Source organism: Mucilaginibacter galii, from assembly GCF_014635825.1.
GTDB lineage: Bacteria > Bacteroidota > Bacteroidia > Sphingobacteriales > Sphingobacteriaceae > Mucilaginibacter > Mucilaginibacter galii.
This window is the reverse complement of the sequence record NZ_BMDO01000003.1, coordinates 1-17,366: the sequence shown is the minus strand read 5'-3', so window position 1 is coordinate 17,366 and position 17,366 is coordinate 1. Positions and strand designations below refer to the sequence as shown.

At 40.6% G+C, this 17,366-nt stretch carries 9 protein-coding genes; 3 read left to right on the top strand and 6 right to left on the bottom strand.

Annotated features, from left to right (window positions below; all coding sequences use genetic code 11):
• Positions 1-8: 8 nt before the first annotated feature.
• Together IEV61_RS06940 and IEV61_RS06935 are read right to left on the bottom strand one after the other, a co-directional pair.
• Positions 9-3,044, bottom strand: a complete 3,036-nt coding sequence (locus tag IEV61_RS06940; protein ID WP_188415103.1) for a SusC/RagA family TonB-linked outer membrane protein — start codon at positions 3,042-3,044, stop codon at positions 9-11.
• 39 nt (positions 3,045-3,083) lie between these two features.
• On the bottom strand, positions 3,084-3,962 hold the full coding sequence (locus IEV61_RS06935) for an inositol oxygenase family protein (protein ID WP_188415101.1): 879 nt from the start codon (positions 3,960-3,962) through the stop codon (positions 3,084-3,086).
• Positions 3,963-4,150: 188 nt separating this feature from the next.
• Between IEV61_RS06935 and IEV61_RS06930 the strand changes: the two genes are divergently transcribed.
• Together IEV61_RS06930 and IEV61_RS06925 are read left to right on the top strand one after the other, a co-directional pair.
• Positions 4,151-5,155, top strand: coding sequence for a LacI family DNA-binding transcriptional regulator (locus tag IEV61_RS06930; protein ID WP_188415099.1), 1,005 nt, complete (start codon positions 4,151-4,153; stop codon positions 5,153-5,155).
• A gap of 300 nt (positions 5,156-5,455) precedes the next feature.
• Positions 5,456-7,501: a sensor histidine kinase gene (locus tag IEV61_RS06925; protein WP_188415097.1), complete on the top strand. Its 2,046-nt coding sequence runs from the start codon at positions 5,456-5,458 to the stop codon at positions 7,499-7,501.
• Positions 7,502-7,551: 50 nt separating this feature from the next.
• On the opposite strand, the gene IEV61_RS06920 is transcribed toward IEV61_RS06925, so the two are convergent.
• Positions 7,552-8,199, bottom strand: coding sequence for an AraC family transcriptional regulator (locus IEV61_RS06920; RefSeq protein WP_188415095.1), 648 nt, complete (start codon positions 8,197-8,199; stop codon positions 7,552-7,554).
• A gap of 1,396 nt (positions 8,200-9,595) precedes the next feature.
• Between IEV61_RS06920 and IEV61_RS06910 the strand changes: the two genes are divergently transcribed.
• Positions 9,596-13,045 carry a PAS domain-containing hybrid sensor histidine kinase/response regulator gene (locus tag IEV61_RS06910; RefSeq protein WP_229747062.1) on the top strand — a complete coding sequence of 1,150 codons (3,450 nt, stop codon included), beginning with the start codon at positions 9,596-9,598 and terminating at the stop codon, positions 13,043-13,045.
• Positions 13,046-13,464: 419 nt separating this feature from the next.
• Here IEV61_RS06910 and IEV61_RS06905 read toward each other — a convergent pair whose 3' ends face one another.
• The 3 genes from IEV61_RS06905 to IEV61_RS06895 form a co-directional block, all read right to left on the bottom strand.
• Entirely contained in the window at positions 13,465-15,963 is a 2,499-nt protein-coding gene (locus IEV61_RS06905) for a PAS domain S-box protein (protein ID WP_188415089.1), read from the bottom strand.
• 333 nt (positions 15,964-16,296) lie between these two features.
• Entirely contained in the window at positions 16,297-16,542 is a 246-nt protein-coding gene (locus IEV61_RS06900; RefSeq protein WP_188415087.1) for a hypothetical protein, read from the bottom strand.
• 140 nt (positions 16,543-16,682) lie between these two features.
• Complete coding sequence (locus IEV61_RS06895) at positions 16,683-17,159, bottom strand: HEPN domain-containing protein (protein ID WP_188415085.1); 477 nt, start codon at positions 17,157-17,159, stop codon at positions 16,683-16,685.
• Positions 17,160-17,366: the final 207 nt, after the last annotated feature.

Here is a 17,366-nt window from a genome sequence, read left to right as displayed (position 1 = left end):
TGTTATAATTATAATGATACGTTAACGCCCAATAAGAATGTACGTGTTTTTGGATAAAAGTTATTGTAATCTATGCCTGGCGACTGGCCACCCTGGTTAATTTCAGGATCAACACCTTTGTAACCTGTAATGACAAATAAGTTGTTGCCGGTTACGTAAACGCGTATGTTACTGATAGACTTAATAGGTTGTTTAATGTTATACCCGATGGTAGAGTTATCTAATCTTACGTAAGACCCACTCTCAATATACCTGTCTGAATAAAAGTAATTGCGGGTGTCGGTAACTTTGTCATCAGCGGCAGAACGCAAAATGTTGTTAGCGCTTGTAGCAGCTGTATTTGATAAATCTGCACGGGTTGCATTAAATATTTTATTACCAAATGTACCTCTCAAAAATATGTTAAGGTCGAAGTTTTTGTAGCGGAACGAGTTATTCCAACCCATCAGTACTTTTGGCTGTGGACTGCCCGCATAGAAGTAGTCTACACCGGTAAGTGGCTGAGTGGTGGTAGATCCATCGCGTTTGTAAAATAACGAGTTACCATTAGCGTCTTTTCCTGCATATTTAAAGGTGAAGTACTGTCCTAAAGGAGAGCCTACTTTTAATATTTGCAAGGTAGAGCCCGATTGGCCCGGACCTTCGGGTGAAGTGTACACAACTGAATCTCCGTTGGCATAAGGGCTAAGTAAACTGGTGATCTTATTTTTGTTATAAGCCGCGTTTATAGTGCTTGACCAGTTGAAGTCTTTAGTTGATACTGCATTTGCAGTTAAGCTTAACTCAATACCTTTGTTGTTTATACTACCACCATTAGCAACTATATTACCTCCGGGTACCAAAGATGAAGATACGCGGTAAGCAAATAACATATCGCGGGTGTTTTTATTATAAACATCTACCGAACCGGTAATTTTGTTATTTAGGATTGCAAAATCAATACCGATGTTGGATGATGCGGTACGTTCCCATTTCAAATCAGGGTTTTGTCCTTGTAACGGCGCTAAAGCCTGGGCCAATACTCCGTTGTTATAATATCTATCAACGGCTCCGTAAAGTAACTGAGCAGAGAAGGCACCTACACCAAACGCGTTACCTGTAACACCATAACTTGCACGTAACTTTAATTCGTTAATGAAAGTCTGATTTTTCATAAAATCTTCCTGAGTAATACGCCACGCAACGCTTCCTGAAGGGAAATATCCCCAACGGTTGTTTACACCAAATACCGAGCTACCATCTCTTCTTACCGATCCTTGCACCAAGTATTTATCTTTATAGCTGTAATTAAACCTAAAGAAATCAGAAAGTAACAACGTTTTACCATAAGCCCTAGTGTCACCGAAATTGATAATATAAGAGCTAGTTTGATAAGGGTTAGACAGTGTTAAGTTATTGTAGCCAACATTATCAGTTGGGAAGTTGATACTTGATGCCGAAAGGCCATCACCCACTACGTTGTCTTGATAAGAATAACCTAACACGGTAGTTAATGAGTGCTCACCAAACTTCTTGCTCCAGGTAAGGAAGGTTTCAAGTGTTTTAACTGTATTTGAATATTCGCTGCGGTATGCAGTTCCGTTTCTACCAAGGTTAATTAAGGAGTGTGATACACCAATAGCAGGGTCAGGATTATTGTAAAAACCATTTCCCAGGTAAGCATTATAATATGAACCATAATATTCACCATGTGAAGAGCTTGTTTTTTGATATGACAGGTTTACATTGTAAGTAAGTCCAAAAGGTAATTTAACTTCGGTAACAAATGAACCTAATAACACATTGTATTTGGTATTATCTTGTGCGTTATTGGCAATTGCCAAAGGATTAAAATAACCTGTATTACCGAAGTTCTCATAATACGATCCATCAGCGTTATAAATTGGGTTAACAGGTAAGTGCTTGGCTGCCTGCAATAAAACTACATTTTGTAATGGTACGTTTTTAGAATTGCTGTTAGAATTTGACAGGTTTAAGCTAAACTTTAATTTATCATTTAAAGCATACTGATCAACTGCTAAACGGCCAATTACACGTTGTAAAGAACTACCTTGCAAAATACCATCCTTTTTAAAGTAATTAACACTGGCGCTGTATGTGCCATGTTCAGAACCACCACTCAAAGAAATATTATGATTTTGAGCAAATGCAGTAGAGCGCTCAATTGCTTTCATCCAATCAGTATTAGCACCTAAATCATTATTTGCAGAAAAACCAACATTGTTTTTTGCTAAAAATGCACGTATCTCATCGGCGTTCATCAAATCTAATCGGCTGCTTACCTTTTCAACACCTGCGTAACCGCTATAAGAAACTGACGAAGAATTTCTCTTACCTCTTTTGGTAGTAACCATAATTACACCAGCCGAAGCACGGTTACCGTAAATAGCGGTAGCAGCTGCATCTTTAAGTACGTCTATAGTTACAATATCATTAGGAGCTATGGCAGCGATATCTGCACCCGGAATACCATCAATTACATAAAATGGCGAACCAGGGCTGTTTACTGTAGAGGCACCACGTAAAATGACAGATGCCGGTTTGTTTGGATCACCACTTGCAGTAATGTTTAGGCCCGGTACCTTACCTTGTAGTAACTGGCCTACGTCAGAAATAGCACCACGGTTGAGGTCTTCTTGCTTTACCTGGGTTATAGCGCTTGATATAGCTTTACGTGTTGAAGTACCGTAACCTATTACTACTACGTCTTTTAATGAACTGCTCGATTCAAGTAGCTCAATTTTGTACGTAGTTTCGCCGGTAACTGCTACTTCTTTGGTAGTAAAGCCTATTGAGGTAAGCACAAGTGTTTCGCCATCTTTAGCGTTTAAGCTAAATTTACCTTCCGCATCTGTTTGTGATGCCCTTGCTACCCCTTTTACGGTAACGGTAACACTTGGAATTGGATAACCTTTATTGTCTACAACCGTTCCTGTTATGCGACGGTCGGCCTGTGCAAATAATTGCTGGGAACCTAACATAAAGGCAAAGAACAGCAGTAAAGGCAGAAAACTACCTTTGTAAAATAGTAAATTTAATCTCATAATTGGTTAATTAATTTTTGTGTTCGGCAAGTATAGTTGTTAAAATTTAAGCATTGAAGGTAGGTATTTTGCTATAATACCCTCGTAATATCCTTTTATTTCCTGCCAGTTTGGGGGCACAGGACTCTTAGAATACAAATCGTACGGATTAAAAAGGTTAACCCATTTCAGCATTTCGCGGTCGTGATCGTCGAGCAGGTAACTGTATTCGCCCTCGCGGTGCCATGAATAGAATGAATGATAACGCAGCATATATAATGCAGGTTCGGGCAGGTAATCTTTAAGCATTTGGTAAACATACTCATCATGCCCCCAAGACATATGCACATTGCGCAAGCCGCAGCCCTCTTCATAAACGCCCAGCTTTGTATTGTAAGCCGGGTTATTGTAATCGGGGTTGTTAACAAAGAACTCGGGATAAACAATTTTTTGCGAGTAAGCACATCCTACCGGGAAGGTATCGCCCACTACGGCCCACTGCGGTTCACCAAAAAGGCAAAGAGTTTTTCCCATATCGTGCATCAACCCGGTTAAAACCATCCAGTCCGGGTGACCGTCGGCGCGTATAGCTTCTGAGGTTTGCAACAAATGCTGAAACTGATCCAGATCGGTATCGGGGTCAGAGTCATCTACCAATTGATTTAAAAAATCAAAAGCATCCCATATCGACATTTCTTTGCGTTTAAAGGCTAAAAAGTCGGCTCTTTTTTCCTGCACAAAGTCATACGTTTGATAGGTATGGTTTAAACGGTAAAACTCTTTTACCGTATCGCGGGCGGGGTCGTCATACTGCCGGTACTCTTCAGCGTTTCGGGTTGTGGCAATTGCTTCCGGATCGGGGTAGCGGGTAAGCACATCATCTTCCCAAACATCAAGGCTGGGAAGCGGGTTCAATTCAGAATCTTTCAACTCTTTCATAATTTTCGGAAATATGCAGGCGTTTAATGAGAGCCAACGGTTTATAATGGTACTATCTTATCTAAAAGACGATGCTAATATAGGGGCAGATGTAATTTGCAATCATGTTATTGTAAAGATTTATTTACGAAACCGTTTTCGGAAAGCAAGTACTATACTATCTTAGCCAAACTTAATTTTCAAAGCCGATGTCTACTACTATTAAAATGATTGCCCATAAACTGTCGCTTTCGGTAGCTACAGTGTCAAAAGCACTTGCCGACAGTCATGAAATTAGTAAAGAGACAAAGCTTTTGGTATCAAATGCAGCACAGGAGATGGGTTATGTGCGTAACCCTTACGCTAGCAGCCTTCGTAAAGGGCGAAGCAAAACCATAGCCATTGTTATACCCGAAATAGCTGATAGTTTTTTTGCAGAAGCCATTAATGGTATTGAAGAGGTAGCCTTATTGCAAGGCTACCATGTTTTGATATACCTTACACATGAAAGCCTGCTGAGAGAGCAAGCCATTCTGCAAGATTTCAGGAGTGGCAGGGTCGATGGTATACTCATGTCGGTATCAGAAGAAACCAACGACACCGAACACATTAAAACGCTTATGGAAAGCCAGGTACCAGTAGTATTTTTCGATCGTGTTTGCGAAGAATTAAATACCACCTGTGTAGTTACCGACGATTTTGAAAGCAGCTTTATTGCAACTAATCACCTCATTAGCAAAGGATGCAGTAAAATAGCTTTCATGGGCAATTCGATAAACCTTGCTATTAACCGTAACCGGGTAAACGGCTATATAGAGGCTTTAAAGCAGAACGGGCTGAGTGATTATCAGAATGTTGTTATTTGTGGCAAAGATAAAGAGATTAGCCAACAGATATTTGCAGACCTACTGAGTGGGCCGGAACGGCCCGACGGTATGATATTGAGTGTTGAGAAACTTTCGGCTATGCTTTATCAAATTTGTGAAGATATGATGATTGACATACCCAGCCAACTTAAAGTGCTAACTTTTACAAATTTCAATATGGCTCAGTTCCTTAGCCCATCATTAACTACGGTGAAACAACCCGCCTTTCAAATGGGTAAAGTTGCAGCAACTGCGCTATTGCGTAAACTATCGTTTAACAACACACTTGCCGAACCAGAAACCGTTATTTTACCTTCGGTAATAACATTTAGAAAATCAACTTCTTAAGATATCTGCATCTGCCAAATCATTTTTGTGCCCAGATCAGACCTTCAGACGTGCTGACACCTTCTGAATTTTGGCTAATTCAGATAGATTTGATTAAGAATAAAAAGAATAAAGTTTAGAGTATTCCAGAAGACGTATCTGAAAATTAATTTGGTGAACATATCCTTGTAATTACGAATCCCTATTCAATTGTCATTATAGTCTTCGCTCTTAACCTGGTAAAATAGTAAAGTTGATTGGTAACTAACCTTGGTTAACTTTCAATCAGTACTTTAGCCTTTTAATGCTCAATTATAAAATATGCTATTTCTTGTTAAGCTTTCCACAAAAATTCGTGCGCTAACTGTAATACTAAGCTTGGGCACGCTTATTTGTAGCTGCAACAATTCTGCTTCGAATTCCAATGATCAATCCGGATATATTATTCAAAAACAATTGCGATTAGCCGATAGCTTAATAGCTGGCGGAAAAGTGCATGAAGGAACATTGATATGTACTAAAGTCAGGAAAGAAATTGACGTGTCTGATAGCCGCATAGTCAATTATTATTGTCTGATGGCTAAATGGAGTAATCAATGGGGCACTGAAAACAAATATGCCGATAGTGCTTTATCGTTTTTCAATTCGGCTGAACGTAAAAAGGAGTATCAGTCAGAATACTATAAAGCTTTATTAGCTAACGGCGAAGCTTGTATATATCTTAAACAGTATAATAAGGCACTCAAGTTTTATTACGAAGCCAAGAATATTTTCAGTGTTGGAAATTGTGAAGATGGTTTTTTGGGTGCCAAAATTGCCCGTATCTATTTCAATCAGCATAAATATAGAGTGGCCGCCCAACTTTGGGCTGAAGGTGTAAATTTGATGGGGCATTGCAAAAATGGAATGTCATACCCAAATTATTTTTACAGTATGCAATCCTTCTTAAATGGTGCAGGCCTCTCGTATGAAAAAGCAGGCATGTTAGATAGTGCAGGTTATTATTATTTGCAGGATGTTGAATTGATTAATACGGCCGGGCAAAGGCGCATCAATGTAAGTGCAGCAAAAATTTCTGTTTACGATAACCTTGGAAACCTGAATTTGAAATTAGGTAACGTAAGTAAAGCACTTGAATACCTGGAACAATGTGTGGCCATACCGATAACGGAGATTGATGGTATCAAGATCCCACCTCATATGAAGCTGGCACAGGCTTATCTGCAAATAAAAAACCATCCAAAAGCGTTGGCTAACCTGCGGCAAGCCAGAAACCGCCTCGACCGTTTTGATAATAACCTTAATGAGGAAGTGTTATGGTATAAAATTAATGCTCAGTATTTGTACCAAATAAAGCAAGGTGAGCGGGCTTACGAATCGATTCTGCATTCTAATCGGTTAAAAGACTCACTTGAAAATAGTTTATTTGCTGTATATGGGATGGATGTTGACCATGAATTTCGGTCCCTCGTTCAACAGCAGGAACTTCATAATCTTTCTGGTCAGAATAAGCTGAAGCAGTTTTATCTGATAGGTAGTGTTGTTACAATCTTAATGGCCATTATTATTGTGGGCTTAATTTATCGTAATCTAAAGAGAATCAGAATAATGCATCGGGAATCAGATTTACATAACCAGCAGTTGCAACATGCCATGGCTGAGATAGAGCGCGCGAATGAAAATTACATCCGCATCATGCGGGTTATGGCGCATGATTTGCGCAATCCAATATCCGGAATGACAGGGCTCGCAGCTGTATTGTTAGCCGAAGAAGATTTTACAGAGGATAACCGGCATATGTTGCAACTCATCGAATCGACAGGAATTCACTCCATGGAAATGATCAGTGAACTATTAAAAACTGGCCTTGCTGATGAAAATGAGCTACTGGTCACTGAAATGGTGGACGTAAAGAATTTGCTATATGATTCTGTGGAATTATTACAATTTAAAGCAGGCGAAAAACAACAGCTTCTAATTTTTGATGGACCCGTACAGCCGGTAATGTGCCGCGTGAGCCAGGAAAAGATATGGCGTGTGTTTAATAACTTAATAGTAAATGCTATCAAGTTCAGCTATGAAGGCACTCAAATAAAAGTAGGCATACTGCAAGAACAGCATAAAATTATAGTTTCAGTAGCCGACAGCGGTATTGGTATACCTGATAAGAACAAGGATGCAATTTTCGAAATGTTCTCTCCGGCCAAGAAAGTGGGCACAAAAGGCGAACAGCCATTTGGGTTGGGCTTATCTATTTCGAAGCGGATTATTGAAAAGCATCGTGGAAAGATCTGGTTTGACAGCACGCCAGAAATAGGCACAACTTTCTATGTTGAAATACCTTGTAACGAGCATATAGATATCTAAGCGTTTTAAATATTTTTTACTGTATAGACTGATAAGGGAAAGGCAAACCGCTAAATGTTGACACGCGCAGCGCAGGAACCATTGAGTGGTCGCCCGTCTTGAGCTGTTCGCAACTGAAGCGGTTCCCCGGTATGCTCTATAGGGAACTGCCGTTCCAACAGGTCCAGGAATAAATGAGCCATCCGGGTCGCGCCGTTTTGATAGGTAGGTTCGTCGGGTGGCTGCAGCAGCAAGGCTTCATGAATAACGAGTTCGATGCAGCTTTTGATCAGATCACTCTTATACGCGTAATCTCCATCTCGTACTGCTAACATTTTCCGGAAAATACCGGTCATAAAAGCTGCATGTTCATTATTCAGCCGGATGAGCGGATTTTGAGACGAGTTAAATAAAGGCGATTTTTTGACGATTACAGGCATGAAATCTTCCGTGAAAATACACGCATAGCCTGTTGTCTCCTTTGAACGGCGCAGCAATGAGCGCGGCACTCGCGGGTTGACAAAAAAGAGCACGGTATCCTGCAATTCCAGGACTTGGTCGCCATAGCCGATGGTCATTTCTCCCGTGATCAGCCCCATCTTATAAAAGTCCCGCCGCCCATGCACTGCAGGCACATCAACGTAGGCCGGCAGCTGGTGCACCTTGAAGCCCTGCAGACGCAGATCATCCATGTTCAAGCCCGGAATTTGGTTTGCCATTCCGCAAAGTTAATTAAATCAAACCTGAATTAATAGGCATGAACCCCAACTAAGAATAAGTATGATCAATTATAGACGAATTATCCAACACGCTAAAGCCAATAATGAATTACCAAACATCATGATATCGCTCCATAACTTAAACAGATAGTTGAAATAAGCTACTGCAGGTTTTATATTTCAAAGTGAAGTACCTTGGCAACATCTGCAGCCAGTAAACGTGCGATCTCTTAAACTAACCGGCATTGGAACCGCAAACTCATGGCACTCTATTCTGATATCCCTAATTATAGCAACTTGACTATCAATATAATCGTTCTGTAAAAAATTTGTAAAACAAAAGCATAAAGGAGTGCCGTGTTAATTAATCCAATATAGTAATTTACAGCCTATCTAAGGTTGGTTAACAAGCTTATTTCTATAGGAAATATTGTCCTTAAATTGCCTATTAAATTTATAACATATAATTATTCTGCATTGGGATGCTGCACTGGTGTTTAATTGCCCGAAAAGCTTGTCTTCGCTACCCAAAATTGGTACTGAAACTCTACGGCAACAACGACGCCAATTCCAAACGGGTTATGTTCTAAACCTGCTAGCATGCCTCTGACAACCTCGCTGCCTGGAATACAATGCTCCTATCCGCCTGTTTCTTTGGAGACCTCCGTGTTCACGGTTGGCGGAATTAACTCATGCTGGTACCCTACGCAAGGTAAGACACAATAATTAAGGTGTAAGAGTTTATCGCTGCTTTGCTATTGGAGTAGCATGTTATTGCAGAAGCCGGCGGGAAAGCCACTTTCAATGCTATATTCACAAGTGCTCCTTCATGCTGTTTTTTTAGCATCGGTAACAATTTCCCGATTGAAAGGCATCAGCGAAAAATAACTGGTCGCCATTTCCTGTTTCGCTTTACCCTCTGCACCAGTGGTTTTTGAATGGGCTATACTAAGTTTTTTCCATGATTTTGATAAGCACGCTTAACTCAGGGTAGTTGCTATTAATTGTCCCCAACAGACTTTTAATGTTTCCACGGTGGTGCTATTACAAAAGGCAGCAATCGTATTTTCAAGCTGGTAGCCGCATTGTTAAGCTTGTCCGCCATTCGGCCTAAGGTTAGCGAAGTAAATGTTTTTTTTAATTAATGACTAAACATGCCAATAAAATCGTTGATCTGATTTCATCTCCCTCGCTTTCGGGAGAGTATATACGCTTTTAATGGGCATAACCGGATGCAGGTGAATAATGATTTAGTTGTTGTAATGACGAGAGGCCCATGGTTTATAGTTCGGCCGAAATTATGTAACAAGCTTAGACTAAATTCGTATAATGTGTATCCCTGTCTACAAAGCTCTTAAACAACTGATTTTACCCAAACAGAATGCATAATATTATATTGTCTGAACAGTTTCATTTTGAAAAGCTGTATCAGTATTCAAATGACCTGATTTGTGTAGCATCTACAGATGGATATTTTAAGCGTGTAAATCCGGCTTTTGAGAAAGTACTGGGCTGGGAAAACGAATATTTACTTCAAACTTCTTTTAATGAGCTTCTGCACCCTGATGATCTTACTGCCGCCGCAACACAGTTAGAAGAGTTTGCAAAAGGTACTCCTGCCGAAAACCTTATTATCCGAACACGATGCAAAGATGGAACTTACAAGTCCATACAGTGGGCAACCACACCCGAACCTACCACCGGCTTGTTATTTGCCATTGGCAGAGACATCACCAGGGAAAAAGAAAGAGAAGCCCTCTTACGTAGTTCCGAAAACAGGTTTCGCGCCTTTTTTGAAAACTCACAGGGTTTAATGTGTACGCATGATCTGACCGGTAAGTTGCTCATGGTCAATTCGGCAGGTGCAGCTTTGCTGGGCTACTCTCCTGACGACTTGGTTGGCCGTAACTTAGGAGAAATTATCGCCCCTGAATACCGGAGCAATTTAGCAGGGTACATACAATCGCTAATGCAAGAGGGTAAAGCCACCGGCTTAATGCACACATTGCATCGTGACGGCTCGATGCTTATTTGGCTCTATAATAACGTTTTAGAAGAAGATGCCCACGGCAACCGTTACGTTATTGGCAATGCCGTAGATATTACAGAACGGCACAGGCTGGAAACAGATTTGAAGCGCACTCAACAAATGCTGGAAGAAACCAATAAGGTGGCAAAAATTGGTGCCTGGGAAATGGATGTTGTACGGCAGGTTGTTTACTGGTCAAGTGTTACCAAAGAAATTCATGGTGTTCCGGAAGATTTCACGCCGGATCTTCAAAAGGGAATTAATTTTTATGAGGGTGAAAACAAAGACAAGATTTCTGCGGCTATAACTTTGGCCATTGAGCAGGGCAAGCCTTTTGATCTTGAAGTAGAAATAACCACCGCCAAGGGAAATACGATTTGGGTAAGAACTATTGGTACTCCTGAATTAGAAGAGGGTGTTTGTACTAAATTGTATGGAACCTTTCAGGATATTGACGAGAAGAAGAAAGCAGAGCAGGAATTAATTAACGAAAAGCTACGCCTTACTGCCTTTGTAGAACACTCCCCCGCTGCCGTAGTAATGATGGACCGGGAATTTTGTTATATGGCGGTTAGCCAGCGCTGGAGAGATGACTATCATATTCAGGGGGATGTATTTGGCAAATCGCAGTACGAAATATTTCCGCACCTATCTGAAAAGTGGCGGCAAATTTGCGACCAGTGCCTGGAAGGTCACACTGAAAAAGGTGATGAAGTTAGCTACCGGCAGGATGGTTTTGAGCATGACATGTACCTGCGATGGGAAATTTTACCCTGGTACAAATACGACGGTTCTATAGGTGGCATTATGGTGTTTACGCAGGATATCACGCAAAGTTGCTTACAGCGCGAAGAGCTTAAAAGGGCTAAATTGCACGCCGAGCAGGCAAGTGTGGCGAAATCAGAGTTTTTAGCTAATATGAGCCATGAGATTCGTACACCGCTAAACGGTGTGATCGGCTTTACTGACCTTGTGCTAAAAACTGCTTTAAATAGTACGCAGCACCAGTATTTATCAATTGTCAATCAATCGGCCAATGCATTACTAAGCATCATTAATGATATTCTTGACTTTTCCAAAATTGAAGCCGGTAAGCTGGAATTAGATATTGACGGTTGTGATTTATTTGAAACCAGTAGCCAGGCAGCAGACATCATTACTTTTCAGGCGCAAAAGAAGGGATTGGAGATGTTGCTGAATATACCAGCCGGTTTACCGAGGTTTATACAAGCAGATTCCGTTCGCTTAAAGCAAATTCTGGTAAATTTATTAGGGAATGCCGTTAAATTCACCGAAAATGGAGAAGTTGAACTCAAAATAAGCCCCCTGACCCAATTGGTCCAGGGACGTATGACCTTGCGGTTTGAAGTCCGCGACACCGGAATAGGTATCCAAAAAGAGAAGCAAGGAAAAATATTTGAAGCATTTTCCCAAGAAGATGCTTCAACCACAAAAAAGTACGGAGGTACTGGTTTGGGCCTGACTATTTCTAACAAGTTGCTGGGCCTTATGGGCAGTAAGCTACAGTTAGAAAGTTCTCCCAATAGAGGAAGTCGTTTCTTTTTTGATATTACGGTGGAAGCCGAGATTGGTGAGCCTATTCAATGGAAAGAAATTGTTGATATCCATAAAGCTTTGATTGTTGATGACAATGAGAATAATCGGCTTATTTTAAGGCAAATGCTGAAATTAAAAAATATTGAAGTGGAAGAAGCCTCAAACGGCTTCGAAGCATTGCAACTGCTAGCTAAACAAAACCATTACGATGTTATTTTAATGGATTATCATATGCCGTATATGGACGGCATTGAAACCATAAAAAAGATCAGGGAGAGCTTCGCTGCCAGCCCTGAACAGTTGCCTTTAGTGCTTTTACATAGTTCTTCAGATGATGAAAAGATTCAGCAAGCTTGTGAAGAACTCTCAATTAACCAACGCCTGGTAAAGCCGGTTAAAATGGAAGATCTTTTTGATAGCCTATACCGTCTGAACAAAGTACAAGTTACCGGTGAAAAAGATGACAAGACACAATCCGAACCATTCAGGATCAACTCTCCTGCTTTAAGCATATTAGTGGTAGAAGATAATATGGTAAACATGTTATTGGCTAAAACAATTATTAGCCGCATCGCCCCTGATGCGCTGCTTTTGGAAGCAGAAAACGGTGAAGAAGCGCTGTTGCTTTACGAAAAAGCCGACTTGATTTTAATGGACATCCAGATGCCGGTGATGAATGGCTATGAAGCAACAAAAGCCATTAGAATGAAGGAAACAGATTGCCATGTGCCAATTATTGCACTAACTGCTGGTAATGTAAAAGGTGAAAAAGAAAAGTGTTTAGAAGCAGGTATGGATGATTTCGTAACTAAGCCGTTTGTAGAAGAATCTATCATCCATTTGTTTAAAGTTTGGCTCAATCCGTCAGTTGACAAACAGGAACAGAATCATATCAAAACCGAGACATCAATAAAGAACGGATTTGACCTAGACGTCATTAAAAAATTCGTAGGCGACGATAAGGAAATTATAAACGAAATTCTTACAGTAACACGTCAGGAATTACAAAAGTCGTTAGAAGTGATCAGAGATCATGCCCTACATTTAAATATCACCGGACTTAATGATTCAGGACATAAGCTTTATGGCACAGCAGTCAGTGCGGGAATGCTTAGCCTAGCAGAAATTGCCAAGCAATTGGAGCAATTACAAAATGAGGCGGCATACACTATACCCGATCTGCTTAAAAAAGTAGAAGGCGAAATTGTATTAGGGCAGCGTTCAATCAACTATCATCTTCAGGCAGGAATAAAATCTTAATTGTTAAAATGAACAGCTAAATTATTTTCAATAGGGCTATCAAAGCCGCTTACTGTAGTGTATTATCAAGATGCGTATTTGAAAGGATTTCTGTAACGGATCTCGTGGAGAGCGCGGCTTATGCTATTACAGCTGTTGGGCAGTTGAAAGGAATACACATGCTAAGTTCTGCCTTAAAGTTTGACGAAAGTGGCAGAAATTTTCATATTCAGCCGGCTTAATAAATCAGGTTGTCCGTCGGACGAGCGGGAAATGATGATTCTCGCCATAAAAATTAACGAGTTGCAGTGCTGGTAGTTCACATTTCCCCCTTTAAAATTCATGGTGAATTCACAAACGTTTACCATCTAATATTATCAGTCCTCTAGGATTTTTAATAACTCCGCTGAGGACAACTTATAGATAACCGAATGAATCTGTCAATTCTCCACAGGAACGCTGAAGAAAAACGACGAGCCCACCTGTGCAGTGCTCTCCACCCAAATCTTTCCATTATGCCGCTGGATAATTTCCGAACACAGGTACAAACCTATACCAAACCCGGCTACCCCTTTAAGCTCATGACCTTCGACACGGTAATAACGATCGAATAATTTACTGAGGTCTTTTTCGGCAATACCCATTCCTTCATCTCTTACGCTAACCACAGAACAACCATTCCCGGCTACGCACGCGATCTGAACAGTTGTTCCCGGTGCAGAATATTTTAATGCATTACTGATAAAATTAGTGATGACCTGGCCGATCTTGTCACGATCACCTATAACCCAGGTCGTAATGACCGGGGCAAAAATAATATGATGAGAGGTGTTGGCAGGAACGGTTTCTTCTTCGATTTCTTTTACCAATTCCTTCATATCAAAGCGTTGCTTCTCGATATGAATTTTGCCTGACTCCAAACGGGAAACATTTAAAAAACCGTTTATCAGCGTTGTCATCTTACCTATCTGTTTCCTCGCTTTATCAAGGATCATCGCGGATTGCTCATCTTGAGTTTTTTTAGCCTTAAATTCCATTACCTGCATAAAGCCACTTAAGGATGTTAAGGGTGTTTTTAACTCATGGCTAACCATGGCGATAAAGTCACTTTTGCGCAGATCGTCTTCTTTCTGCTCAGTGATATCTAATATAGTTCCTGAGAATTGACCTTTCGCGTCCGATTCGGAGCGGTAAAGTTTGCCGGTCGCTTTGACCCAGCGCTTGATCCCGTCAGAACGTCCAATGACGGCATATTCCATATGGAAGTCAACCCGGTTATTAAAAACATCGGCTACACCTAGCTTAACCTGCTGACGAAACTCAGGAATGATCTGATCTAATGCTGCCTCGTAGGACATCTCTTCTTCGGGCAAGTATCCAAAGATCTCTCTGAGCCGGGGGGACGATGATAGAACACCGGTTGAGCCATCAATGCTAAACGTTCCCAATTTCGCCTGGGAAATAGCAATACTTTGTTTTTGCTCAATTTCTTCTAACCTTTGGAATGAAGCTCTTAACTCTTTTTGCGCAGCTTCGAGTTTTTCACGGGCTTTAATCTGCTCCGTTATTTCAGTATTCGTACCAAACCAGTTGGTAATCTCGCCTTCCTCGTTTCTTATCGGGACAGCCCTGGATAAAAACCATTGATAATTACCCTCGTAGTCACGTAAGGGGAAGGTGTCCTCCCATATTTCGCCACTTTCAAAATGCCGTTTAATTTTTTCTTTGACAGCCTCAACATATTCCGGGTGATGAACATTCTGCCATCCCCATCCTTTCATTTTCTCCAATGTTGTACCGGTGTAATCATACCAGCGTTTGTTATACCAGTATATATTGCCATCCGGTGATGCCATCCAGGCGAGTTGAGAGATATTATCGGCCATTTGCCGAAATCTTAATTCGCTTATCAAAAGTTCATCCTGAAAGGCCACCAACTGTTCATTACTTGATGTTATTTCTTTGTTGGCAGCTTCAAGGTCATTGTTCAGATCGGCAAGGTCATCAAATAATCTTTTCGAAACATCGCGTGCTTTGACTTGCTCCGTTACATTGACCGCCATGTCGATCACGCCGGTGATCTCACCATTTTCGATCAAAGGACTGTAAGTGAAATTATAATAACCAAGTTCTTCCAGTCCGTTTCGGATCAGGGTTACCGGCTTATCATATCCATAAATAGTTTTACCTGTTTTGAAAACTTTAAATAACAGGTGGTACGGCTCCTGTCCTTCCAGTTCAGGAATAGCAACAAGCAAAGGCTTACCAATAATTTGCTCATTCTGGCCCAGTAACTCCAGCATTTGGGAATTGGCCTCTTCAATGACCAGGTCTTTTCCCCGGAATAAAATAATTGCGACCGGTGCCTGTTCGATAAGGACACGGCTTTTCGAATAACTTGTTAAAGATAAATTTACAAGTTGGTTGCTTTTTTTTTCAGCAGCCTGAAGTAATGCGATCTTTCGCCTTAACTCCATCTTATCCATCACCTGGTGCGCAATGGTAGTAAGGGATTTTCTTTGTTGCGAAGTTAATTTCTTAGTTACAGAATCGATAACGCAAAGGGAGCCTAACGCAAAACCATCCTCGTTAATCAACGGTACACCGGCGTAGAAAGCTATCTTCGGATCACCTGTTACTAAAGGATTGTCCTTAAAACGATCATCTAATTTGGCGTCTTCTATTTCCATGATCTCATCCGGATTGATGATCGCATGAGAACAAAATGAATAGGCTGTTTCTGTGGCTGATAGTCCCTTTTTTGATTTGAACCACTGCCTGTCCTTATCCACTAAACTGATCAGGGCGATCGGCGATTCGCAAATGACAGAGGCCAGCTCGGTCAATTCATCATATTCCAGCTCAGACAGGGTATCAAGGATCTCATACGACCGGAGTGCTTCAAGTCGTTTGTTTTCTGATGAAGGCAAAACTAACATCAATAATCATAAATTTTAGGGGAAATTAAAGATAATAAAATTAACAGAAACGCTATTATATGATAAACTTTGTTTTTATTAAAAATCTGCCCCTAGGGCATAAAAAAAGCCCTTTTACTACTGTAAAAAGGCTTTTTAGAAATGGGTGGAAAGACCTACTGTTGTCTACGGATTTTATGTACGATTTGACGCGCCTAGCGAATATGAGAGGGAAAATGATGGAGATCGACCCACAACTTCCAGCTTCAAGTTTAGCATCTTAGTGCGTTTTTTTCGCATGCATTTATTTCAATCAATTTAATCCCTAGTAGAGAGTTTAATCTCGACTGGGGATTATTCTTTAACGGCAATTTTAGCACGAAGACCGATTAGCTCCTGAGTGTTGTTATCAACGTCATACATATACTCATAATTTTCTGGTTTCCTGTTCCCTGACAGGTGAATTTCAAAGACGAATTCATTACCGTCTTTATTTAGAAAAGTAGCTTCACCAATGTTAAACTCATGGTTTTCTATAATAACGTACTTTTTTCCTTCTTCAGCAGTTGCATCCGAGGATATTAAACTTTGGTGTTTCATAGCTACAAAATTAAGGATTAACCAAGTTCTTTACTATGTAATTTTTTATTACCATAATCTCTACTAAGTATTATATAAAACACTTATCACTGATATCGGAAATACCGAATCGGATGGACGATGCGGGGATCGGGTTTTTATTATTTAAAATTAAGTATTCCGTAGTAGATCAGTTGAATATTTAAATTTTTGAGCCCCCAGTAAAGCTTAATGATCAGAAGCTTGTCTTGCAGCTCATTTTGCTTTTTGGGTACATAATCATATAATCTATAATTAGTTCCGCCATGCGCCACTTCATTCCTGATTCTGAAACAATAAGTCAACAATTCCTGGATTTTCTTTACATCGGCCTTGCTTTCTGCAACAATAACCGACGATACCAATTTCATGATTTCTGTAGAGGTATTATTATCATAGAAACTCTCCAGGGTAAACATCAGGTCAAGAAAATTATCAATTGTAATATAATCTGAACGAACGCCCTTCAGAAACCGGTAAAAAGACCAGATATTTTTATGCCAGACTTTGGCGATTTGAGGCAAAACGGTTGTTAACGCCGGCAGCCTATCTTCTTCGATCAATAAAGGATAGGAAAAAATATCGGAGTGTTCGTCCATAATGTATTCGCCATTGCCGGAAAACGATAATAATCCGCTCGATTGAGGTTTGAAAGACTCGTGCGAGTTATTATGCGTAGGGTGGATATACCGCTGATATTGACCACCTGATTCCGGCGGAATGTGACCATTGATTCCGCGTCAAATTGACCACCCCATTCCGGGGCAAACTGACCAGGCATTCCGGGCCAAATTGACCACCCCGAA

Bases quoted from the DNA above. Each gene is read 5' to 3' on its own strand.
- IEV61_RS06940 (WP_188415103.1), bottom strand. From the start codon at position 3,044: ATGAGATTAAATTTACTATTTTACAAAGGTAGTTTTCTGCCTTTACTG.
- IEV61_RS06935 (WP_188415101.1), bottom strand. From the start codon at position 3,962: ATGAAAGAGTTGAAAGATTCTGAATTGAACCCGCTTCCCAGCCTTGAT.
- IEV61_RS06930 (WP_188415099.1), top strand. From the start codon at position 4,151: ATGTCTACTACTATTAAAATGATTGCCCATAAACTGTCGCTTTCGGTA.
- IEV61_RS06925 (WP_188415097.1), top strand. From the start codon at position 5,456: ATGCTATTTCTTGTTAAGCTTTCCACAAAAATTCGTGCGCTAACTGTA.
- IEV61_RS06920 (WP_188415095.1), bottom strand. From the start codon at position 8,199: ATGGCAAACCAAATTCCGGGCTTGAACATGGATGATCTGCGTCTGCAG.
- IEV61_RS06905 (WP_188415089.1), bottom strand. From the start codon at position 15,963: ATGTTAGTTTTGCCTTCATCAGAAAACAAACGACTTGAAGCACTCCGG.
- IEV61_RS06900 (WP_188415087.1), bottom strand. From the start codon at position 16,542: ATGAAACACCAAAGTTTAATATCCTCGGATGCAACTGCTGAAGAAGGA.
- IEV61_RS06895 (WP_188415085.1), bottom strand. From the start codon at position 17,159: ATGGACGAACACTCCGATATTTTTTCCTATCCTTTATTGATCGAAGAA.